23 protein-coding genes and 4 pseudogenes are annotated in these 21,733 nt (G+C 44.8%); 9 read left to right on the forward strand and 18 right to left on the reverse strand.

Going from position 1 to position 21,733, the window contains the following annotated elements; all coding sequences use genetic code 11:
- Positions 1–190 (reverse strand): annotated as a pseudogene (locus A3IK_RS19300) (IS982 family transposase); the annotation flags it as partial.
- Positions 191–399: 209 nt separating this feature from the next.
- On the opposite strand from A3IK_RS19300, the gene A3IK_RS0111405 reads away from it, so the two are divergent.
- The 3 genes from A3IK_RS0111405 to A3IK_RS0111415 are packed head-to-tail and all read left to right on the forward strand — an operon-like array spanning position 400 to position 2,283.
- The gene (locus tag A3IK_RS0111405) at positions 400–1,233 is read left to right on the forward strand and encodes an NAD-dependent epimerase/dehydratase family protein (RefSeq protein WP_020560111.1); all 834 of its coding nucleotides are present in this window, start codon (positions 400–402) and stop codon (positions 1,231–1,233) included.
- Positions 1,230–1,703: a DUF2269 family protein gene (locus A3IK_RS0111410; protein WP_020560112.1), complete on the forward strand. Its 474-nt coding sequence runs from the start codon at positions 1,230–1,232 to the stop codon at positions 1,701–1,703. The genes A3IK_RS0111405 and A3IK_RS0111410 overlap by 4 nt, the downstream gene beginning before the upstream one ends.
- Position 1,704: 1 nt before the next feature.
- Positions 1,705–2,283: a DUF4166 domain-containing protein gene (locus tag A3IK_RS0111415; RefSeq protein ID WP_020560113.1), complete on the forward strand. Its 579-nt coding sequence runs from the start codon at positions 1,705–1,707 to the stop codon at positions 2,281–2,283.
- A 54-nt stretch (positions 2,284–2,337) separates the two neighbouring features.
- On the opposite strand, the gene A3IK_RS0111420 is transcribed toward A3IK_RS0111415, so the two are convergent.
- The 10 genes and pseudogenes from A3IK_RS0111420 to apbC form a co-directional block, all read right to left on the reverse strand.
- On the reverse strand, positions 2,338–2,538 hold the full coding sequence (locus tag A3IK_RS0111420) for a dodecin family protein (RefSeq protein ID WP_020560114.1): 201 nt from the start codon (positions 2,536–2,538) through the stop codon (positions 2,338–2,340).
- Positions 2,539–2,644: 106 nt separating this feature from the next.
- A complete protein-coding gene (gene ribD / locus A3IK_RS0111425) occupies positions 2,645–3,754 on the reverse strand; it encodes a bifunctional diaminohydroxyphosphoribosylaminopyrimidine deaminase/5-amino-6-(5-phosphoribosylamino)uracil reductase RibD (RefSeq protein WP_026220936.1) in 1,110 nt (369 codons plus the stop codon).
- Between the two features lie 4 nt (positions 3,755–3,758).
- Positions 3,759–4,250 (reverse strand): transcriptional regulator NrdR, encoded by a 492-nt coding sequence (gene nrdR, locus A3IK_RS0111430; protein WP_020560116.1) that lies wholly within the window; start codon positions 4,248–4,250, stop codon positions 3,759–3,761.
- A gap of 1 nt (position 4,251) precedes the next feature.
- Positions 4,252–5,505, reverse strand: a complete 1,254-nt coding sequence (glyA, locus tag A3IK_RS0111435) for a serine hydroxymethyltransferase (protein ID WP_020560117.1) — start codon at positions 5,503–5,505, stop codon at positions 4,252–4,254.
- 135 nt (positions 5,506–5,640) lie between these two features.
- Positions 5,641–6,183, reverse strand: a complete 543-nt coding sequence (locus A3IK_RS0111440; protein ID WP_020560118.1) for an META domain-containing protein — start codon at positions 6,181–6,183, stop codon at positions 5,641–5,643.
- 220 nt (positions 6,184–6,403) lie between these two features.
- Positions 6,404–6,622, reverse strand: a pseudogene (locus tag A3IK_RS21740) (dCTP deaminase); the annotation flags it as partial.
- A 6-nt stretch (positions 6,623–6,628) separates the two neighbouring features.
- Positions 6,629–7,744: pseudogene (locus A3IK_RS21745) on the reverse strand (dCTP deaminase domain-containing protein); the annotation flags it as partial.
- Between the two features lie 9 nt (positions 7,745–7,753).
- Positions 7,754–8,104: pseudogene (locus A3IK_RS21750) on the reverse strand (dCTP deaminase); the annotation flags it as partial.
- Positions 8,101–8,550, reverse strand: a complete 450-nt coding sequence (locus A3IK_RS0111450) for an LEA/WHy family protein (protein WP_020560120.1) — start codon at positions 8,548–8,550, stop codon at positions 8,101–8,103. The pseudogene A3IK_RS21750 and the gene A3IK_RS0111450, both read right to left, overlap by 4 nt.
- Before the next feature lie 572 nt (positions 8,551–9,122).
- On the reverse strand, positions 9,123–10,211 hold the full coding sequence (apbC, locus tag A3IK_RS0111455) for an iron-sulfur cluster carrier protein ApbC (RefSeq protein ID WP_020560121.1): 1,089 nt from the start codon (positions 10,209–10,211) through the stop codon (positions 9,123–9,125).
- Between the two features lie 188 nt (positions 10,212–10,399).
- Between apbC and A3IK_RS0111460 the strand changes: the two genes are divergently transcribed.
- A complete protein-coding gene (locus A3IK_RS0111460) occupies positions 10,400–11,014 on the forward strand; it encodes a hypothetical protein (RefSeq protein WP_020560122.1) in 615 nt (204 codons plus the stop codon).
- Between the two features lie 92 nt (positions 11,015–11,106).
- Here the strand turns inward: A3IK_RS0111460 and ureC are convergent, their stop codons facing one another.
- From ureC to ureA, 3 genes are read right to left on the reverse strand one after another with little or no spacing between them, the layout of a single operon-like run.
- Positions 11,107–12,810 (reverse strand): urease subunit alpha, encoded by a 1,704-nt coding sequence (gene ureC, locus A3IK_RS0111465; RefSeq protein WP_020560123.1) that lies wholly within the window; start codon positions 12,808–12,810, stop codon positions 11,107–11,109.
- A gap of 21 nt (positions 12,811–12,831) precedes the next feature.
- The gene (locus A3IK_RS0111470; RefSeq protein WP_020560124.1) at positions 12,832–13,137 is read right to left on the reverse strand and encodes an urease subunit beta; all 306 of its coding nucleotides are present in this window, start codon (positions 13,135–13,137) and stop codon (positions 12,832–12,834) included.
- Positions 13,138–13,154: 17 nt separating this feature from the next.
- A complete protein-coding gene (ureA, locus tag A3IK_RS0111475) occupies positions 13,155–13,457 on the reverse strand; it encodes an urease subunit gamma (RefSeq protein WP_020560125.1) in 303 nt (100 codons plus the stop codon).
- Between the two features lie 353 nt (positions 13,458–13,810).
- Between ureA and A3IK_RS0111480 the strand changes: the two genes are divergently transcribed.
- The 3 genes from A3IK_RS0111480 to A3IK_RS0111490 all read left to right on the forward strand — a co-directional run bounded on the left by A3IK_RS0111480 (position 13,811) and on the right by A3IK_RS0111490 (position 15,231).
- Positions 13,811–14,131: a hypothetical protein gene (locus A3IK_RS0111480; RefSeq protein WP_020560126.1), complete on the forward strand. Its 321-nt coding sequence runs from the start codon at positions 13,811–13,813 to the stop codon at positions 14,129–14,131.
- A 13-nt stretch (positions 14,132–14,144) separates the two neighbouring features.
- Positions 14,145–14,483, forward strand: a complete 339-nt coding sequence (locus tag A3IK_RS0111485; RefSeq protein ID WP_162596648.1) for a hypothetical protein — start codon at positions 14,145–14,147, stop codon at positions 14,481–14,483.
- Between the two features lie 385 nt (positions 14,484–14,868).
- Entirely contained in the window at positions 14,869–15,231 is a 363-nt protein-coding gene (locus A3IK_RS0111490) for a hypothetical protein (protein ID WP_020560128.1), read from the forward strand.
- 57 nt (positions 15,232–15,288) lie between these two features.
- Here the strand turns inward: A3IK_RS0111490 and A3IK_RS0111495 are convergent, their stop codons facing one another.
- The 3 genes from A3IK_RS0111495 to A3IK_RS0111505 all read right to left on the reverse strand — a co-directional run bounded on the left by A3IK_RS0111495 (position 15,289) and on the right by A3IK_RS0111505 (position 20,401).
- Positions 15,289–17,748: a sugar-binding protein gene (locus tag A3IK_RS0111495; protein WP_020560129.1), complete on the reverse strand. Its 2,460-nt coding sequence runs from the start codon at positions 17,746–17,748 to the stop codon at positions 15,289–15,291.
- Between the two features lie 68 nt (positions 17,749–17,816).
- Positions 17,817–19,361, reverse strand: coding sequence for an apolipoprotein N-acyltransferase (gene lnt / locus A3IK_RS0111500; RefSeq protein ID WP_020560130.1), 1,545 nt, complete (start codon positions 19,359–19,361; stop codon positions 17,817–17,819).
- 80 nt (positions 19,362–19,441) lie between these two features.
- Positions 19,442–20,401 carry a DUF808 domain-containing protein gene (locus tag A3IK_RS0111505; RefSeq protein WP_020560131.1) on the reverse strand — a complete coding sequence of 320 codons (960 nt, stop codon included), beginning with the start codon at positions 20,399–20,401 and terminating at the stop codon, positions 19,442–19,444.
- A 311-nt stretch (positions 20,402–20,712) separates the two neighbouring features.
- Here A3IK_RS0111505 and A3IK_RS0111510 point away from each other — a divergent pair, with 311 nt between their 5' ends.
- On the forward strand, positions 20,713–20,973 hold the full coding sequence (locus A3IK_RS0111510; protein WP_020560132.1) for a type II toxin-antitoxin system RelB/DinJ family antitoxin: 261 nt from the start codon (positions 20,713–20,715) through the stop codon (positions 20,971–20,973).
- The gene (locus A3IK_RS0111515) at positions 20,960–21,217 is read left to right on the forward strand and encodes a type II toxin-antitoxin system RelE/ParE family toxin (protein ID WP_020560133.1); all 258 of its coding nucleotides are present in this window, start codon (positions 20,960–20,962) and stop codon (positions 21,215–21,217) included. The genes A3IK_RS0111510 and A3IK_RS0111515 overlap by 14 nt, the downstream gene beginning before the upstream one ends.
- On the opposite strand, the gene A3IK_RS0111520 is transcribed toward A3IK_RS0111515, so the two are convergent.
- The gene (locus A3IK_RS0111520) at positions 21,210–21,635 is read right to left on the reverse strand and encodes an NlpC/P60 family protein (protein ID WP_020560134.1); all 426 of its coding nucleotides are present in this window, start codon (positions 21,633–21,635) and stop codon (positions 21,210–21,212) included. The genes A3IK_RS0111515 and A3IK_RS0111520 overlap by 8 nt on opposite strands.
- Between the last annotated feature and the right edge of the window lie 98 nt (positions 21,636–21,733).

Below are 21,733 nucleotides of genomic sequence, written 5' to 3' on the forward strand. Positions count from 1 at the left end.
AGAACCCCTTAAAATTACGGTAACCCGACTGATGGTAATGCACTAGTAACGTCATGACTTCGCTAGCACACAAGCTACTTTCACGGCGGCGGGTCGCTTTTCCATCTGCCGTTAGCAAGGTGGGTTTCCAGACCGGTAGAAAGGTTTGGCAAAAATCATCTAGGTCGCAGAATAATCGTGTTAGCATCATAGTAAGCCACCTTCAGGAGATTGGATATAGGGTGTTGTGATCCTATGAGTATCTCAGGTTGTGTGGCTTTTTTCCTTATATCGAACTCAGGTTATACAGCTCCAGAATGATCATTTAGAACTAAAAAATGACTTTCGCCTTATCAAAATGGAAGTCATCCCTCCCCAAAATCGCTAATGTGACAACTCCTCAGCACTCAGGAGTATGTTATGCACATTTTGCTCACCGGAGCCTCTGGGTTTATTGGGCAAACCCTTATGCAGGCTTTACAGGCTCAAGGTCACACCGTCAAACCGATTGCCCGCCGCTATGGGTATGACTTTAATCAGCTCACCACAGCGGATGCTTGGTTGCCCTTGCTCGACTCTATTGATGGTGTGATTAATAGCGTGGGCATTATTGGGCAAACCCGTACTCAATCGTTTCAAGTCCTACATACGCAAGCACCGATAGCTCTTTTTAAAGCCTGTGAACAGTTAAATATCGGTAAGGTTATTCAAATTTCTGCCCTAGGCGCTGATAGTGCCGCTCGCAGTGCCTATCACCTCAGCAAACGACAAACCGATGATTTTTTACGTGCCTCAATCTTAAACGCGGCCATTTTGCGCCCCTCTCTAGTCTATGGTGACAAAGGTGATAGTACGCAATTATTTAAGCGCTTAGCTCGTTTACCTATAGTGGGATTATTGGGTAAAGGCGATCAAATCATTCGCCCTGTCCATATTAATGATTTAGTCGCCACCGTTATTAAGGCATTGAACACGCCGCCTCAACCAATGACTCTCGATGTGGTAGGCCGTCAGGAGTTTGCCTTCAGAGCATGGTTACAGTTCCTGCGCCGTTTACAGGGTATCACTCAGCCGCTGCGTACTTTTTCTGTCCCTATACCGCTCGCATTAGCGGGCGCACAATTAGGGCAATTCGCCTCTCCACTCCTACATCCTGACTCGATACATATGCTGTTACGGGGTAATAGTGCCGAGGTACAGCCCCTTACTGCGTTTTTAGGACGTGAACCTCTGGACTGGGAGACATTGCTATGACCTATTTGACGCTGAAATACTTGCATATTTTAAGCATGGTGTTGCTCTTTGGCACCGGATTAGGCAGCGCTTTTTATAAATGGATGGCGGATCAGAGCGGTAATATTGAACACATTGCAGTTACTAATCGCCATGTGGTACTCGCTGATTGGTTATTTACCACACCCACCGTGATTTTCCAGCCTATTAGTGGCTTATGGATGGTGTATTTACTGCAATTACCCTTGAGTACACCGTGGATTGCGTGGAGCTTAGGCTTATATGTGGTAGCGGGTTTATGTTGGCTACCTGTGGTGTGGTTACAAATTCAAATGCGCGAACTCTCGAATATGGCCGCTGCGACCCATACAGCTTTACCCGCGCTCTATTGGTATTATGCCAGATGGTGGTTTTGGCTAGGTGTGCCTGCTTTTATAGCGATGGTAGCCATCGTATTATTAATGGTCTTTAAAACTATGGTGGGGTGGTAACATGACTCAATTATCGATGATACAACAAGCCTTAGGTTCATCATGGGAGGCTTTACCGCCTGCGCTCAAGGCTCATCACCAAAGCCAAACCAATCAAGATATTGGTTTTTTGGATATTAGTTATCCACTGTGGATGCAACCCTATTTAAGCGTGATGCGCTGGTTCGGGGTCATGGTCAATCGCCGCGCCAAGCAAGTACCCACCCAAGTACAAAAATGTTTTGTCGATCAGCAACTACAGTGGGCGCGTACACTCACCTTCAGCGATGGCAAAATAATTGCCTTTAATAGTTACTGGGTATATGAGGGGGGTAATGTGATCACCGAATATATTAATCGCTTTATGGGCTTACGTTTGAGCGTGGAAATGAAAGATCAGGCTTTACATTATCACGGTCAGGGTATGGTGTTACGTTTAGGGCGGCACTCATGGACGCTACCAGAGTCTTTATTCTTAGGGCATACCACGATTATTGAACGAGCGATAGATGATCAATATTTTGCGATGGATTTTCGCTTAACCCATCCATGGCTGGGTGAGGTATTTCGTTATGCAGGAACTTTTAAAACTGTGTCTTAAGTACGGCAACGCCTAAACTGACATAGAGTGTTTAGGCGTTTCACTAGGAGAAAATTACTCTAGAACAAACGTCAATTTCAGGCGGGTTTGATACTCAATCACTTTACCATCCTTCACCTCCACGGACTGATCCGCAACCCACGCACTTTTCACACCTTTCAAGGTTTTTTCAGCTCGTGTAATCCCCTGTTGAATCGCATCCTCAAAACTTTTGTTAGAAGTACAGGATATCTCAATGATTTTTGCAACACTCATACGTGTCCCCAATTTTAATTAAAAGATTATAAAAAATTATTAATAATGATAAGCCGGCTAAAGTATAACCGAATAATTCAGACAAACGGTAGTATTTTTGACTTGACTAATATTTAGGGGTAGCAACAAGGCGCAAATCTTGCCCTACCCTACGCATATCTTTGATAGTCAGCCCGACCCGTTCTGACATGTGCTGAAGCGGTAATTCGACTAAGGGTCGCCCCATTGACCCCATGAGGTGCGGTGCTAAATATAAGACCAACTCATCAACTAACTGTGCGGCGAATAATGCCCCATTCAATGTCGCCCCCGCCTCCACATGCACTTCATTAATACCCTGCTTGATTAAATCCTGCATCACCATCGGCAGCTCTATGGTCGGTGTCTCTAGCACACGTATCCTCACCCCTAATTGCTCTAAAGCAGCCCTCTTTGCCACATCATCAGAATTAAGTGTGTAGATTAATACCGCACCGTCTAGGGTTAGGATTTGAGCATTCAGGGGTATACGTAGTTGAGAGTCTACAATCACGCGCAACGGTTGACGTATTGGCGTTGTTAGTCCTAATTGCTCACTCGTTAGGCGCACATTTAAGGCGGGATTATCATATAAAACCGTACCAATGCCGGTTAGAACCGCCCCTGCTTGAGCACGCCAATATTGCACATCTTGCCGTGCAGCCTCTCCGGTAATCCACACACTTTCACCTGAAGCCATCGCGGTACGTCCATCTAAACTACTGGCTAATTTCGCCCGCACAAAAGGACGCCCCCGCTCCATCTGGCTTAAAAAACCCTGATTTAAGGCGCGAGCCTCGGCCTCCATTAAGCCAAACGCGGTTTTAATTCCGGCGTGCTCTAGCCGCTTTAAACCTTGTCCTGCGACTTGTGGATTGGGGTCTACCATGGCAGCCATCACTTTGCCGACTTGAGCCTCTACTAATGCAACTGAACACGGTGGAGTACGCCCATAATGATTGCAGGGTTCTAAGGTGACATAGGCCGTTGCCCCTTGAGCTAAGGCACCGGCTTGCTTCAACGCGAAAACTTCAGCATGAGGTTCACCGGCTCGCTCATGCCAGCCCTCACCCACTATTTGCCCGTCTTTAACAATCACACAGCCTACGCGCGGATTGGGGTGAGTGGTATAGAGGCCACGCTGGGCTAATTGCAGCGCTCGCGCCATGTAACGATAATCGTCGGGAGAAAAAGACATGGATTTATGGGGGGGATAAGGTTGAAGGAATAGAGCTATCGCGCTCATCTTGCTCAAGGCGGTCAATCATACTGCGGAATTCTTCTACATCATTAAAGCGACGATATACCGAGGCAAAACGCACATAGGCCACTTCATCTAACTGGCGCAGCTCACCCATGACCAATTCACCAATAAAGGCTGAACTGACCTCTCGCTCGCCACTGATGAGAATATGCTTATGAATGCGATTTAAAGCCGCCTCAATCGCCTCAATCGTCACCGGACGTTTTTCTAGCGCCCGCATAATGCCGCCCCGTAACTTTTGCTCATTAAAGGGTTCGCGGGCATTATTACTTTTAATCACACGCGGCATAGTCAATTCGGCGACTTCAAACGTGGTAAAGCGCTCATCACACACCCCACAACGACGTCGCCGTCTGACCTGTCCACCTTCATTCGCTAGGCGCGAATCTACTACTCGAGTATCATCCGCGCCACAAAAGGGACAACGCATCTTAGGCCGCGTAAACAGGGAAACGTTGGCAAATCGCTACGACTTGGCCTTTCACCCGCTCAAGTACCGCCGCATCACCCATATTATCCATGACATCTGCCATCCAATGGGCTAGTTGCTCACACTCGGCTTCTTTAAAACCACGTGTAGTAACAGCTGGCGTACCAATACGAATACCGCTGGTTACAAAGGGTGATTGAGGATCATTAGGAACGGAGTTTTTATTGACTGTGATATTGGCTAAACCTAAGGCTGCATCCACTGCCTTACCGGTCAAACCTTTATCAATTAAATCAATCAGCATTAAGTGATTATCTGTACCACCAGAGACAATTTTATACCCACGGCTAATCAGTGTATTCGCCATCACACGGGCATTTTTAACCACTTGCTCTTGATAGGCTTTAAACGCTGGCTCTAACGCTTCTTTAAAGGCAACCGCTTTAGCCGCAATCACATGCATTAAAGGCCCACCTTGAATACCGGGGAAAACTAATGAATTGAATTTTTTCTCAAGATCGGGATTAGCTTTAGCCAGAATCAGACCACCGCGCGGACCACGTAGGGTTTTGTGAGTGGTAGAGGTAGTAACATCCGCAATTTGCACCGGGCTTGGGTATTGACCTGCTGCGACTAAGCCCGCGACATGTGCCATATCCACAAATAAGTAAGCACCGACTTTATCAGCAATCTCACGGAATTTTTGCCAGTCAATCACACGTGAATAAGCAGAAAAACCTGCTACAATCATTTTCGGCTTATGTTCGAGCGCTAATTGCTCGACTTCAGCGTAATCGATATAACCATCAGCGGTAATACCGTATTGTACTGCATTATAAATTTTACCGGAGAAATTAACCTTGGCTCCATGGGTCAAATGTCCACCATGTGCCAAGCTCATACCTAATACAGTATCACCCGGATTTAACAGTGCCATATACACCGCAGCATTGGCTTGTGAGCCTGAATGGGGCTGCACATTGGCATAATCGGCACCGAATAATTCTTTAGCCCGTTTAAGCGCTAATTCTTCAGCAATATCTACATATTCACAACCGCCGTAATAACGCTTGCCCGGATAGCCTTCGGCATATTTATTGGTGAGTACTGAGCCTTGCGCTTCTAGTACACGGGGGCTGGTGTAGTTTTCTGAGGCGATTAATTCGATGTGTTCTTCTTGACGCTGCTCTTCGGCTTGCATGGCTGACCAGAGTTCATCGTCATACCCGCTAATAGTCATTTGTTTGGAAAACATGCCGCTTTTCTCCTGCACTGGGGGATCTTGAAAAAGCGTTGTATCATAGCACCAAAACTAGGGGCAATATATATGAGTGCTGCGGTTTAGGTCACGAACCATGACCTAAACGAAGGTTTGCATTTAGAACGGTTATCACGCCGTATCATAGGTACGCCGAAAGACGACTGACATCTCACCACTGCGATTATAAAAGCGTAATACCCGCCCACTCTCATCCTGCTGCACACTGCCCGCTCGCCGGATAGTACGCAGGTAGTTTCCCTCCCAATTACCCACATTAATCGTAGGTCCACCGGGATAGGTTGGAAGGACTTCACAGGCCTTTTGATGCTTATTAATTTTAGTCATTCTAAAGCCGGTATAGCCCACGCGCCGAAACGCGGCATTATAACGATTACAACCGGAAAAACCCTCTAAGCTATTATTATTCACTCGCATAGTGATTTTAAGTTTGGCAGGAATACTATTCCCATAAATCGACTGCAATACCCATTTAGACCCTAATAAGGAAGGCCCGCCACTATTTAAAGGGCAAGCCCCTCCGGGTAAAGCAGGCGCTATCGGGGCTAACGTTTCTGCCAATCCTGATTTAGCTAATAAAGAACTACCGACTATGGCCAAAGGCAGCCACAAAAAGAAACGCCGACTAGGCTGTTCTAGTGTAGATGGACACATAACACTCCCTCCTCAATCCACTCGCAGTTATTAACATCCACCTCCTTCTTAATGAAAGAGGCTTCTCAACAAACTAACGCCCAGACGACCCACCTACTCGCTATTTCATTTAGTGGGTTTTTAGCAACACTTTGAATTATAGAACAACTTCATCTTTTTGCGGTTTTTTCAGCCACTTTTTGCCAACAATCTACCTTATGCTTCAATACCCTAACGCTAACTAGGTACGCGGTAAGGTAACACCACGCTGGCCTTGGTATTTACCCCCACGATCCTTATATGAGGTTTCGCACACCTCATCCGACTCAAAAAAGAGCATTTGTGCCACACCCTCATTCGCATAAATTTTTGCCGGTAGCGTAGTCGTATTAGAAAACTCTAACGTGACATGCCCCTCCCACTCAGGCTCTAAAGGTGTTACGTTCACAATAATCCCGCAATTATGTACAAACACACCATCCTCTAGAGCAAAATTACCCGCCTCTGGCACTGTCAAACAATACACATCATGATCACCTGCAACTTCACGCACAGATACCACCTTGTGATTACGACGTGCTTCACCTTGCACACCTCTAAATTGATCAATCACCTGAGGAAAACGCCTAAATACTGAGCGATCACACTCTAATAGGCGTGCAGCACCACGAATAGAACCCGTTTGATGCAGCGCCTGTAAAACGACATCCTCTGAAATATCCCCCCTTAGTCTTAAGTGACGCGCTATCTCAGCCTGTTTTGTGCGGCGCTCTATCGCAGCATTTGTCCAGACTGACTTCATACGCTCGCCTTGACGTGCTCGCTCTGCTGAATCGTGATAGCGTTGTAGCATGGCTTGACGATGTAGTTCGCGTGTAGCATCGGTTGGATTACGCCGTTGCTCTAATAACTCGCCGCGCTTTGCTTGATAGTGCTCATCATGCCAAAAACGCATAGCTCGCTCTTGTTGTAAACTAGCATAACGTTCTGCCCATTCAGGGTTTTGCATACGCTCTGCTAATGCGGCCTTAATGGAGGCGCTATGCTCACTTGGATCAAAGTCCTCGCCATAGCTTTCTGCATTATGCATCGTGATATGCTCTTTAGCATCCATGCGGATTAGATTCCAAGGATTATTATTTAATCGATTAAAATCAACATGATGCCTATGTGTATTGGGTAATTCCTGATAAATTCCTTGGCGTAAATTCCATTCATCTGCTAAGCGATGAGTCGGATATAGATGCCCATTGAGGGGTTGATATACCATCTCATAGCCTCGCGCTAATTGACGATACAACGGCATTAGTGAAGCACCTGCACGTAAATTACCCGCCTCACACCAGTGGCCATCCCGTAACATAAATAGATGATCGGGTGTTGCGAAAATACTTTTGCCATTGTCCAGCGTCACTTCAACTAAGCTATCACGCCCAATATAACGAGGTGCTTGTAACTGGGTAACGACTAATCGACCATTTTCACCAATACTATAACCCCAAAATAACTCGCCCTGCTCCGCGCGAACCGCCATTTCCTCTAAAGTAGGCGCTGATCCATCCACCAATGCCACACGGGTATCTCCCCGAAAACAACGGGCATAAGTCGATTTTCCTAAACATACGGTTAATATAGAGCGTGGAATTCGGAAATACTCAACCGTTCTAGCCAGCGCAAATGAATTGGGTGGGATAATACAAACATCACCTGTGAAATCGACAAAGCTATTCGCATCGAAGTTTTTGGGGTCTACAATCGCTGAATTAATATTGGTAAAAATCTTAAACTCATTGGCACAGCGTACATCATAGCCATAACTGGATGTGCCATAGGACACGATTTTTTCACCATTGACATGGCGTACCTGTCCTGACTCAAAGGGTTCAATCATGCCATGTTGTTCTGCCATCTGCCGAATCCAACGATCTGCTTTTATACTCATGGGGTTACTCCAATGCCACCTTGCTTTTGAAATGGGATACTAATCAGCGGCAATTGTACCTCACCCACTAAATCGTACTGAACCTTACGCTCACTAATTAAGCGCGGAATCAAGCGAGCAATTTCGACGAACTGTAATTGAATAGGAATATTCAACGGAATAGTAGAGTGAGGGGCAATGCTTTGTGCTAATTGTTGTTGTCCCTGAGCCACACGCACTTGATTGAGATTTAAACCATAGCCCACACCACGAATCGGCAGCGGAAAGGCATTAGGATTGGTGATTTGTATGGCAATCACAGCATTGCCTTGGGTTAATGAAACACTTTGCAGGCTTGCATCCTGCACTGAAATCTTAGGCTGTTCTAACACCCCAGGCACACTCGCACAACCTTGTAGCACCAAACTGAGAACCCCAATCAAACTCCAAGCCCATAATCTAGACATGATACCGCCCCCTTAATAATTAAAATAAGGGTAATACTTTAGAGAAATAGCGCTAGCTGAGCAAGATTAGAGCTATAAGTCTAAAATCTTTAACATTAATCTTTTTTATTTAAAATTTTTGCCCTAAAAATGAAAAAGCTGTAATACCGAAGTATTACAGCTCGTTATTAGACTTAATCATCCTGAATAGTCTAATACATCGTTCCTTGATTGATTAGCCCTGTGCCTTAGCATCTATCCTAATCACGAACAGATTGAGTATCTGCCGTGCGTGACCTATTCCTTAGATCGACAAATATCCCTATTAAGCGCTATGCTACTAAGATCATCCTTGATAAGGCTGCGAACTCCCTGCTAACCCTACTGCTCCACTAAGTAGGTGACATCCTTGTCATTAGTTCCGTGTCATTCACAATGTTGTTCCATGAGTTGAATCTTACGTAAAGCCATCGAACTCAACATCTAAATCCACTCTCAAGCTGAGGGTTTTTCAGATAAAAGGCTTTCCCCTTTCTATATTAAAAAATAACCCTCGATTGAGACCATTTATCCCTTAAATTAAATCGACAAAATTAAACATTTTGAATTTTAATGGTAGGGAACTTAGTGGCATAGTCCTTATTCTTAGTGGCTAGATGTGCCGCTGCTTTACGTGCAATGTCTAAATAGAGTTTAGTCACCGCCCCATCAGGATCAGCCACTACGGTTGGGTTACCACTATCCACTTGCTCGCGAATATTCCGATCTAGTGGCAAACCGCCTAAATAGGTCACTTCATATTGATCTGCCATGCGCAACCCACCGCCTTCACCAAAAATATGCTCAATGGTGCCGCACTGGCTACACTGGTGCATACTCATATTCTCCACAATGCCTAAAATCGGTACTTCGACCTTTTCAAACATCTTTAAGCCCTTACGTGCATCGAGTAAGGCAATGTCTTGCGGAGTGGTAACAATAATCGCCCCTGAGACAGGGATTTTTTGTGATAGGGTTAATTGAATATCACCGGTTCCGGGTGGTAAATCGATGACTAAATAATCCAACTCGCCCCATTGCGTATCATTCAATAATTGCTCTAGTGCTTGTGTCACCATAGGGCCACGCCAAATCATCGGGGTATCTTCATCAGTAATCAAAAAGCCCATCGACATGGCTTTAATGCCGTGATTTTCCATTGGACGAATAGTTTTACCATCATCTGACAACGGCTGGCCTTTGATCCCTAACATACGTGGCTGACTAGGGCCATAGATATCCGCATCTAAAATCCCCACACTGGCACCATCGGCTTTTAAAGCTAAGGCTAAATTGACCGCTGTTGTGGATTTACCAACCCCCCCTTTACCGGAGGCAATGGCAATAATATTTTTAATCCCGCTTTGACGCTTCAGTGTTTTTTGTACCGCATGAGCCTCTATCTGAGTACTCACACTCACCTCAACCGGCAAACCTAGCTCCGCCAAAACTTCTTTCACGGTCTGAGCTAACTCCTCTCGATAGCTCCCCGCCGGATAACCCTGCACGATCTGCATCTTAATTCCGCCAGGGCTTACTTCAAGGTTCTTGACCATTTTGGCACTGATTAGATCTTTTTCTAAGTAACGCTCCTGTATAGTACCCAACAGGCTTTCCACTTGCTCGCGTGTGACTTGCGCCATGATTTCACTCCTCAGGAAACAGTAACTAAAGTGGCGCGATTCTACACTAGGCCTTTAATACACCGAAATACTCCTAACAGGGCAAGGATAAATCACCTGCAAACCTAATAAAAACCTTGCTGCATAATCCTTAAAAATCCTTTATAACAAACAACGTTTTCATCCATCCGATCTAAAGGAACTACACTATGCTTAAACTATGGACAGTACTGCCACTTTTAATCTTGCTCACGAGCTGTGGTGGTACACCAACCAAAGCCGTCGATACGGCTACAAGTGCGCCTCAAGCTGTCGCTAGTAATAGTACCCTTCCCAAAAAAGAAGTGATCAGCGCTGCCATTCCTGAGTCCTCGCCTCTGCCACAAGTACAAGTACAACGCGCTAGCCTCAGAACTAATCCTACTACTAACAACAACATGACCGTATCGACTGATATTATCAATGTGGTCTTTAGCCGCACCTCTAATCCACGCACACCCACCGCGCAATGGAAGCAAAAAGAATTACGCCTAAACAATGATCTAACTATCACCCTCACTGATTATAATAAGCAGGGGCGTATTACCGGACAAAAGAAAGGACGTATTTCAGACACGGAATATTTAGCCTTAGTCCGCTCTTTAAAGGGTGCGCGTTATCAAACACTTAACTCAGTCAAACGCCCCCAAGTACTAAGGGGTAATGTGACTGATATTATCACTATCAGCACGGCTGGTGATTTTCGCCAATTTAAAGAAGACGAAAATCAACAATTCCCCGCCGAGGTTCAAGCCATCTTTACCCGCTATACTAAGGGTCGTTAATACTTAACTTAGTTAGGGGCAAACTTTTTCGTTTACCCCTACACTGACAAGGATTCGAGTAACAGCCGTGGGGGTATTTCTTTGCCACTTCGTTAAAATAAATAATAACGTTGCGCTAAGGGTAATTCTGTTGCGGGTTCACAGGTTAATAGTTGCCCATCGGCTTTTACCTGATAGGTTTGCGAGTCCACTTCAATCACGGGCTGGTAGTCATTATGGATCATGCTGGCTTTGCTAATGGTGCGGCAGTTTTTCACCACGCCAATCAAACTCTGCAAACCTAATTGCGTAGGTATGCCCGCATCCAAAGCAGCTTGAGAGATAAAAATCATCGTCGTAGCCTGACAAGCCTTACCATAAGCACCAAACATAGGGCGGTAATGCACGGGCTGCGGGGTCGGGATTGAGGCATTCGGATCACCCATCGGGGCTGCGCTAATCATCCCGCCTTTAATAATCAGACTAGGCTTAGTGCCAAAAAAGGCCGGTTTCCATAATACTAAATCCGCCAGTTTGCCGACTTCTATCGAGCCAACCTCATGGCTAATCCCATGGGTAATAGCCGGGTTGATGGTATATTTAGCAATATAACGTTTAGCACGGAAATTATCATTGCGCTCCGAATCGGGCGCTAAAGCTCCGCGTTGGACTTTCATTTTATGCGCTGTTTGCCAAGTACGAGTAATCACCTCACCCACTCGCCCCATCGCCTGCGAATCAGAGGAAATCATCGAAAAAGCCCCAAGATCGTGCAAAATATCCTCAGCAGCAATGGTTTCGCGACGGATACGGCTTTCAGCAAAGGCCACATCTTCAGCAATAGCAGGCGATAAATGATGACAGACCATGAGCATATCTAAATGCTCATCGACGGTATTAATGGTGTAAGGACGGGTGGGATTCGTAGAGGAAGGTAATACATTAGCCAAGCCTGCAGCTTTAATAATATCCGGCGCATGCCCACCACCCGCACCCTCGGTGTGATAGGTGTGAATCACCCGCCCATTAATTGCGGCGAGGGTATCCTCGACAAAGCCGGATTCATTTAAGGTATCGGTATGAATGGCAACTTGCACATCCATTTCATCCGCAACGCTTAGACAACAATCAATTGCCGCCGGAGTCGTGCCCCAATCCTCATGTAGCTTTAAACCAATCGCACCGGCTGCCACTTGTTCACGTAAGGCTTGGGGTAAACTAGCATTACCTTTGCCCAAAAAACCTAAATTCATCGGCATGCTATCGGCAGCTTCGAGCATACGGTGCATATTCCAAATACCGGGGGTACAAGTAGTGGCATTCGTACCTGTAGCAGGCCCTGTTCCGCCACCTAACATAGTGGTCACCCCAGACATCAATGCTTCTTCAATTTGCTGCGGACAAATAAAATGAATATGAGAGTCAATACCGCCAGCGGTGAGAATATGCCCTTCGCCCCCAATCACTTCGGTTCCAGGGCCTACTAGAATCGTCACACCCGCTTGCGTGTCAGGATTGCCTGCCTTACCGATACCCGCAATACGTCCGTGCTTAATACCAACATCGGCTTTAACAATCCCCCAATGATCTAAAATCAGGGCATTAGTAATCACTAAATCAGCCACCTCGGCATCCACCCACTGACATTGCCCCATGCCATCACGAATGACCTTACCGCCGCCGAACTTTACCTCATCCCCATAAACGGTATGATCGTGCTCCACCTCAATCATCAGAGCCGTATCACCTAAACGCACTCTATCCCCTGTGGTAGGGCCATACATTTCGGCATAAGCTTGGCGACTAATTTTAGTCATAATCCTAATAACTCCTAATCCTTATAATGACCCCATGATTTTACCTTGAAAACCATACACTTCACGGCTTCCCGCATAAGGGACTAATTGCACTTCACGGGTTTGTCCCGGCTCAAAACGCACCGCTGTTCCCGCCGGAATATTCAGGCGCATGCCGCGTACTTTGTCGCGGTCAAATTGCAGCGCGTCATTGGTTTCAAAAAAATGATAGTGGGAACCCACTTGAATCGGTCGATCGCCCGTATTAGCGACCACAATCGTGACGGTATCTCGCCCTACATTCAATTCAATATCGCCCGCTGCTGGAATAATCTCGCCCGGAATCATGGCCTGCTCCTTCACTATTAAATAATAGGATCGTGGACGGTGACTAACTTAGTACCATCAGGGAAAGTGGCCTCCACTTGCACCTCGGTAATCATTTCTGGAATACCTTCCATAACATCCGCACGAGAGAGCAGTGTGCGTCCCTCATTCATTAGCTCAGCAACGGTTTTGCCATCGCGCGCGCCCTCTAAAATGGCACAACTAATCAAGGCGACCGCCTCTGGGTAGTTTAATTTTAAGCCACGTGCTTTACGCCGCTCGGCTAATAGACCAGCCGTAAATAGTAATAATTTATCCTTTTCACGCGGGGTCAGCTCCATATTTTACTCCGATATTTAGCGAGTACTTGGCAAGTAATCAAATAAGGCAATTACAGTGCCAATTACATTAATACGCTCTACCTATTATCTCTAATTTACCATCTTTAATCATGGTTTTACTGTATCATAAGTACAACAAATCAGCACTCCCCACCCTGCATCATAGATTTAAAAAATATTAATAAAATAAGCCACCTTAATCTAAAAGTGGAGGATAATAAAGCTTACATCCCGGTCAAAAAATTTTATTAACTTATTGATTAAAATAAAAAAATAAAATTATTTTTTAAAGAATCTACACTATTCTTAGTGATGAAGAAAGATGATCTTCTTCTCACACAAGGATTAGCACAATGAACAAATTATTATTAGCTATTAGTGGTGGTTTAGCGACACTGACAATACAGCAAGCTGCAATGGCTGGCCCCTTAGCCCCTATCGTGGACAAAGGTAACTCATTACGCGCACAAGCATGGTGCTTAAATCAACAAGCTAGTGCACTAGAATATCAAGTCGCTATTAGTAAAAGACAAGGTTTCAATGACGTCGATCTCAGTTTACAAGCCCGTGATTTACGCCGTCAGGCCAAAATGTTAGCCAAAAAATCTAATCGTGTCGCTTTGCTGGCCTTTGACAGTGGCTATATTCGCCCTGGTTACTCTGTAATTAATTAATAACAAGGATTATATGATGAAAAACTTACTTAAACCGTTAATGGCCGTTAGTGTCATGGGTTTAGGCGCTCTCAGTACTCAAGCTCATGCCACCTATGCCACCTTTGTAACCTCAGGTGATTGTAATTCGCCTTGTCGCACTACCGAGGTAAGTTATCAAGAGCCAGTTGCTTACACTAGCACTAGGGTCGTCACCACCGTGATCACGAGTACCGTAGTTTCACGTCCTCGCTCACAGGTACGTTATGCTAATGCGGGATATTGTCCGCCCAAACGGCAGGCTCGCTCTAATCAAAGTCAACCTTTTCGGGATGGACGGCGTTATTACCGTGAACCTGGCTTTATCTGGTAAGGCATAACAGATAATTATACTTATATTTCAAAGCGTTAGCAGGATAATGCTAGCGCTTTACTTCCTGCTTACCCCCTGTTTTCATCTAGCTGACTCCAAACAAAATACCCCTACACATATATTGCTTATTCATTAGAATAATTTATAATTAATAAAATTAATTTATAGTTTTGACTCTACTAGTCATTGACAGGTCATAGATACCTGACAGGCAGTAATCACTTATTGCTTTACTGGGGCGGTTTTGTTGGTGAGGGCTTAGAACACACAAGCAGGTGTTCACAATAGTAATAAAAAAATACCTAATTATATTTTGCAACCAACATCTTCAATATGTCCTAACACTCACATACTGATTAATAATTATAATAACTAAGAGGCTAGTATGACCTTGATCCACACCTTCGCTAAATCCTCTCTACTTGTCTTATTAACCAATCTAGTTCAGCCCGCCTGGGCGCTCTCTAGTAATCAAACACAGCTCTTTTTAATGGTGCAACAGCACGGGGAGCCATTATTCAAAAAGGTCGATTTGTCTATTTATAAATTAAATAATCTTTCAAAAACAAAGATTTATCAATCTAGACATCATACAGCTGCGTTATTACTACCGGCGGGGAATTATATTGCTCAAGTACGCTATGAAAACCAAATGATTCGGCAACTCTTTCATCTCTCTAGCCACGACAAGCACTTCATGACTTTAGATCTTCCGGGTGATAAACCCACTACCTTAAGCACTCGCTAACGGGCACTAAAGGAGCGCACTCATAAGTACGCTCCTTTATCTGAGGGGCTAGCCCTCTCAACGTCCGCTAATAATTACTACCCCAAATAAACGTGGATCGGTATCTGCATGTGCTTGGCGAGCAATCCATGAGATTTTTTGTTCACGATCACCGCCATCATCGTCATCATTCACCTGTACCTCAACCCCCACCCGCTTAGCAATCGCCGGCGTGACACCTAATAACGACCAAGGAATATAAGCTTGTAGCTCATAGCCATCAGCGGTTTTTTCTAAGGTATATTTAAAATCTGCGGGTAATGAAGCACCTTTACCTTTGACCTTATCAGGTGAGTTATCACTGAAAATCACCTGATCACGCCCCCAAGCAAAAATGAATCTAAAATCATTCACTCCATCATAATGATCCAAGCGACTATTATCGGCATCAATCATAAACTCAATCGAATCATCCTGAGTGGGGTCTTCGGAATCATGAATCATATTTTCGTCATAGACTTTTACCGTGAGATAAATAAATTTCTCATCCCACTTGGCTTGCCACTTACCAAATAAATCTTTTTTCGCCCACGTATCTCCCGTGATTAAGGTATCGAGAGTGCGCGGATTTTCCAAAAAGAAATAGCGCTCTGGATCTTTCGCGGGACGAAACACAATCACTGGATCCTCAGGCTTACGCGGCTTATCCTCAGAGGCTAATTGTTTGGCGACACTTGCGGCTACTTGTGCTACCTGCTCCGGTGTGGAGGGTTTGGGTGAAGTATTTTCTTTACCCCAATCAGGGTTATTTTTCATAAACTCCTTCACCGCATGGTATTTTGGTGCTGTATCAGGATCTTGGCGAATATGCTCTTTTAGCCCCCAACAACCATACCACTGACACGTGCGCGGGGAGGAAAACAACACAAATAAGCCTCCTCCAGCATCCTTCCAACCATTCAACATTTTGGTATAAAGCTCGCCCATGCGCGGATCACGATTGGCAGCAAAAAATAATGGATTAGGCCCTTCCCCTGCATCACGTGTCACCCAATCAACCAAGCTTTGCCCGCCTTCATAAGCGATTAAATCCACTCCAAATTCACGGGTCAGCTTAGTTTGCTCTTGAATATGTTTAATCAATTCGGCTAAAGAGCGATAAGAGCCTTCCTCACTGGCGTATTTAAAGATTTCATCCACGGTAGTTGAAGTACGAAAATCACGTACATTACCCCCGAAATAAGGCGCTATCGCAATGGCATCAATCTTTTTATATGCATCATGCAACGTCAATAAGCGCTTGGTCAGATCAGGACGGGTATCCCAAGAGCCTAATAAACGTACTAACTTATCTTTACGCTCGGCAAATACCTCTTCAAAAATCTTAAAGACCTCTAAGGAGCGCACAACATAGTATTCTTGCCCTGCTTCTACCGAATTTTGACTATAACCGGCCTCAATCCCTTTCTTTTGCGTGTATTCACTATGGGAGAAATTGGTATTCCACGCTTCATTCGTATATTCAATATAGACTTTTAACTCAGGATCGAGGTGGTCTTTTAAATATTGCGCAGTATTACGCACATAGTCATCATCGGCTTGATGAGGGACATTAAACCAACCATCCACCTTTAAACGATTGGCTAATTCCACTTGAATTTCTAAAGGTGCGCCCCGCTCACCATAAGTCCCACCCCAAGATGACTCCTCAAGATGCGGACGCTCTGACCAATGACTCGCCGGATTACGGGTAATACCCGACATCCCCATAAAACGCACGACTTGGAAGTCTTTGAGATAATTTAAATAGTCGGGGTTAAATACAATCGAGTTGTAATAACGCTCATAGGGTAAATAGTCCCCCATGCCAACACATTCCTCCGCACTTTTGACATAGGTAAAAATATCATCGTGGCAAATTCCGCCGGGTGGTAGGATGCGAATATTACGAATCGGGTCTTTTTTATTGATTTTCTTAATAGTAAGACTGCCATCGATTTGATTATCATCCCCCGGTGGTAAGGTAATAACATCGCGCCCTTGGCTTTGGCTTATTACTTTCACATCATGACCATAGGTGATTTTACCCTGCCCATCATATAGCACCGTATACTGTCCCTCAGGAATAGCACCGGGAATCATTTTGCCAATGAATTTTGTCCCCGCATGCCCACCCTGCAGATTAATAGGCCAACCATTTGCATCGTATTCCACCTTATCGGTACTTAACCCCATGGGATTATTTTTAAAGGGATCTGCCATCCGAAATAAATCCACAAACGGAAAACTTGCATCCTCGTGGTGAATTTCATTCGCATTCATCCCTAATGGCATACGCGCCTGACCACTATAACGTGGTAATTCAATCTTAGGAGCCGGCTCCACCGGCGTGGTTATCCCCCCCGATTCCGTCGGTTGTTCCGGCGGCGTAACAGGGGGCTGAGGTTTATGGCGTTCTAGATACCAATTAATCCCCAATACCATTAAAATCAGCAAAATTAAAAATAACAATACCCATATGAGCGTTCTAATTTTCATAATTATCCGCTAGCTCCAAGCTATTAATAACGGCTCACCCAAAAGAAGCAAACCAAAAGAGCCTAAAATTATAGACTAACCCAACGTTTGCGTAGACCATACACCATGCCTATTAACGCTAAGACCCAACCTAATATCGCATAATCACTCCATAACATATAGGGAGTACGCCCACTCATAGGCTGAGCATAACCCGATACCACAATCTGAGTGTTTTCTGCACCATAGGCTTCAACATATCCCGTAGGATTAATAATTTGACTAATACCGGTATTGGTCGCCCGTACCATATAGCGCCCACTTTCTACCGCGCGCATCCGTGCAATCTCGGCGTGTTGTGCCACCTCAATCGAACCCTTAAACCAGCCATCATTACTGACATTCACTAGCATAGTGGCCTCCGGTAAACCTTTCAGCATTAATGCACCATAGGCATCCTCATAACACACCGATAAGCGCATTACTTGTCCGGCTACTGTCATGGTCACACCCCCCGTCCAAGGACTGAGATTATCAAACGGGACGCGAATAAATTTTTCCATCCAACGAAAATACTCCAATAAAGGGGTATATTCGCCAAAAGGCACTAATTGCTGCTTACCATACACATCAAGACGCTCATCCGCACCAATACGCATCACCGCATTATAGGTTTTATTTTGATTATCGGTATAAAAGCCGCCCATTAATAAATCGCTATTGGTATTTTTAGTCGCATCCATTAAAGGATAAACCACATCATCCATGGCATTATGGAAAAAATCGGGTAAGGCGGTTTCAGGCCAAATGACAATATGTGAACTTTCCAACGGAGACTGCCCTTCGGGGGACATGGTCATATCAATCTGTTTTTGAATATGCTGATTGCGTAATCCAGGCACAAACTTTTCTTCTTGTGGTAGATTGCCCTGAATCAGGCTGACATAGAGCTTTTCCCCTATAGGGGTTGTCCAAGTAACCGATTTTAAGAAATAACCTGTGACCAATAGGCCGATAAAAATACTTAAGGCTGCAATGCGTGATTTAGTGGCCCCTAACACTACTAGCACTAAAGCACCCGCTCCCAACGCCACTAAGTAGCTCACCCCTTGAGAGCCAATAAAAGGCACAAACCCGACTAATGGGGTATTAATTTGTGTATGCCCCAATTGTAACCACGGAAAGCCGCCTAATAAAAGCCAACCCCGTAACCACTCCGTCAACCACCAAAAGGCAGGGAAAAATACTAATAATTGTAAGACCAGAGGAAAATTCCGCACCCCATAGGTCATGCCTCCTAATAAGGCACTGTATAATCCCATCAGCAGCACAAAAATCGCGACCATGAGTCCTGCTAAGAGAAAATGTGCGCCCCCATAGTCATGCAAACTCACATAGAGCCAATGTGCGCCCCCCGCAAATACGCCAATACCAAATAGCCACGCCATCAAAATACGCTGCTTTAAAGAACTGGGTGTGAGTAATAACCAAAATAGCCCCGCAGGTGCTAACCATGCCACCACGCGCCAAGCAAAGGGCGCAAACGCAAATACCAAACTTAAGCCCGCTATAAGAGCAAGTAGATAGTGCCATACTGCAAATTGCGTCGGCACTAAGGAACGGTTTAATAGCATTGAATACAAGCCATAATGAATTAAAAAACGTTGGGTAGTATAAAGCCTACTTTCCCTCTAAAGTAGGCTTAGTGCAGGTCTTAAGCATGCTGTTCTGTCGATTTACCCAATACCTTAGCAACTAAAGTAACCACTAATAGTGTTATTGCACCTGCCACAATGCCCCCGATGGTATCGAGTAAGGTAGGTGTTACAATAGCGAGAAAGGAACCAATACCCGGTACATTGGCGGCTAAGTCATTAATATGTTTTAAAGTATGATGTACCACAGGGACTAGCTCACCCAAACCATGCATTAAAATACTCCCCCCCACCATAAACATTGCCGCTGTCCCCACAATGGTCAATATTTTCATCAGATAAGGGGCGGCATTAATTAACCCACGTCCTAAGACCCGTAATCCCTTTGTGAAGATTGACTGCCCCGTCAAACGATTTAAATACAACCCTAAATCATCTAATTTAACAATCCCGGCCACCAGCCCATATACCCCTACTGTCATGGCTAAAGCAATTAAGGTCAGCACTAAAATTTGCGTAGTCAGCGGCATAGTCGCCACCGTCCCTAAGGCAATGACAATAATCTCGGCGGATAAAATAAAATCGGTACGAATCGCTCCTTTAATTTTATCTTTCTCAAAGGCCACCATATCGACCTTAGTATCGACTAAAGCATGTAGGTGCTCTGAGTGCTCCACTTCATCATCTTTTAGGCTATGAAAGAGTTTTTCTACCCCCTCATAACACAGGTATAAGCCCCCTATCATCAACAGTGGGGTAATCGCCTGCGGGATAAAGTAACTAATCAGGAGTGCTGCGGGGACTAAAATCGCTTTATTTAATAAAGACCCTAGCGCAACCGACCACACCACGGGCAATTCACGATCGGCACTCACGCCTGAGACTTGTTGAGCATTGAGCGCTAAATCATCACCGAGTACCCCAGCCGTTTTTTTAGCCGCTACTTTGGTCATGAGTGCGACATCATCCAGAATGGTAGCAATGTCGTCTAAAAGGGTTAACAGACTTGCACCTGCCATAACGAATCCTTAAGTTTGATCGATGGCGTACATCTTGCCCTAGGTCATGGTATACGTCTAGTTTACTGTACGCATACAGCCCTCTGTGACTACGTTTTCCACTGCTTGCTCATGGATAACAGCAAAAGATATTTCTTAATTGCCCGCTACCATCGGCAATGGCTAATTGATGAGGTCAATCTGACTAACTGCATAAAAAATAATCAGACTACTGATAATGTGTGAAGGTTCTAGATATAAAATAGTATTGCTATGTATATACAGAGTAACTACAATGTAACTAACCACAGTTTGGTACAGGTAGACTTACTATGACCGTTTCTTACAATATTCGACTCGATGAAGAATTGAAAAATCAAGCTTTTGAGGTTTTCAAAAGCTATGGCATCACACCCGCCCAAGCGATCAAAATGTTCTTAAAACGCACGGCTGAAACCAAAACCATTCCGCTTAACTTTGACTATCAACCCAATGCCACCACACTAGAGGCTATTCGTGAGCTAAAAGAAGGTCAGAGTAAAACCTATGATAATTTGGATGCGATGATGGCAGACATCCATGCGGAAATTTAAGCCCAGTAAAGCCTTTAAACGTGATATTGCGAAAATAGGGTTGAGTGAACCTTTGGTGGAAGTGCTGTATTTACTGTTGAATGATCAACCCTTACCCGAAAAATACCATGATCATGCCTTAAGTGGTGACTTACAGGCGTTTCGTGAATGTCATGTGCGACCAGATTTATTACTGATGTACAAACTATCTGATGAGCTACTTGAATTAGCTCGATTAGGTAGTCATTCCGAGCTGTTTAAATAACCCCCACCCGTTTCGCCCCAATCCATACTTGATACTCTGGCAAAGTCTCAAGGTGGCTTAAGGTTTCTACTTTGGGATAATGATTTGCTTTTGATAGATGCAAGGCTTGCCCTTCACCCACATATACCCCTACATGAGCACCATAGGCTTTGGCGGTGTCATTCCATAACAATAAATCTAGAGGTTGCAAAGCACTTAAATCGGCCACAGTCATCAGCGTATTGTCTTCCCATAGTTCACTAGAGCGTAGATTAGGTGGGTTTAAACCGTAAAAGCGTAGCACTTCATAAGCGAACTGTTGGCAATTGGCACCGCCCTCTACCCCTTTCACGCCCTCTGCTTGAGGATGGTGTTTAGCGTTATAGGGCGTATTCCAAAAATATGCGGGTAAGCTATTAATTAAATTTGAGTTTTTCATTGGCTTCTCCTTTATCTCCTTACCCCTAACTCACCCACGCAGAATAGGCTGCTCTGCCCACTCATACGCTCTGGCTATCTCCTCCTGTCCATTGTGGT

The organism is Thiofilum flexile DSM 14609 (genome assembly GCF_000380185.1).
GTDB classification, from domain to species: domain Bacteria; phylum Pseudomonadota; class Gammaproteobacteria; order Thiotrichales; family Thiotrichaceae; genus Thiofilum; species Thiofilum flexile.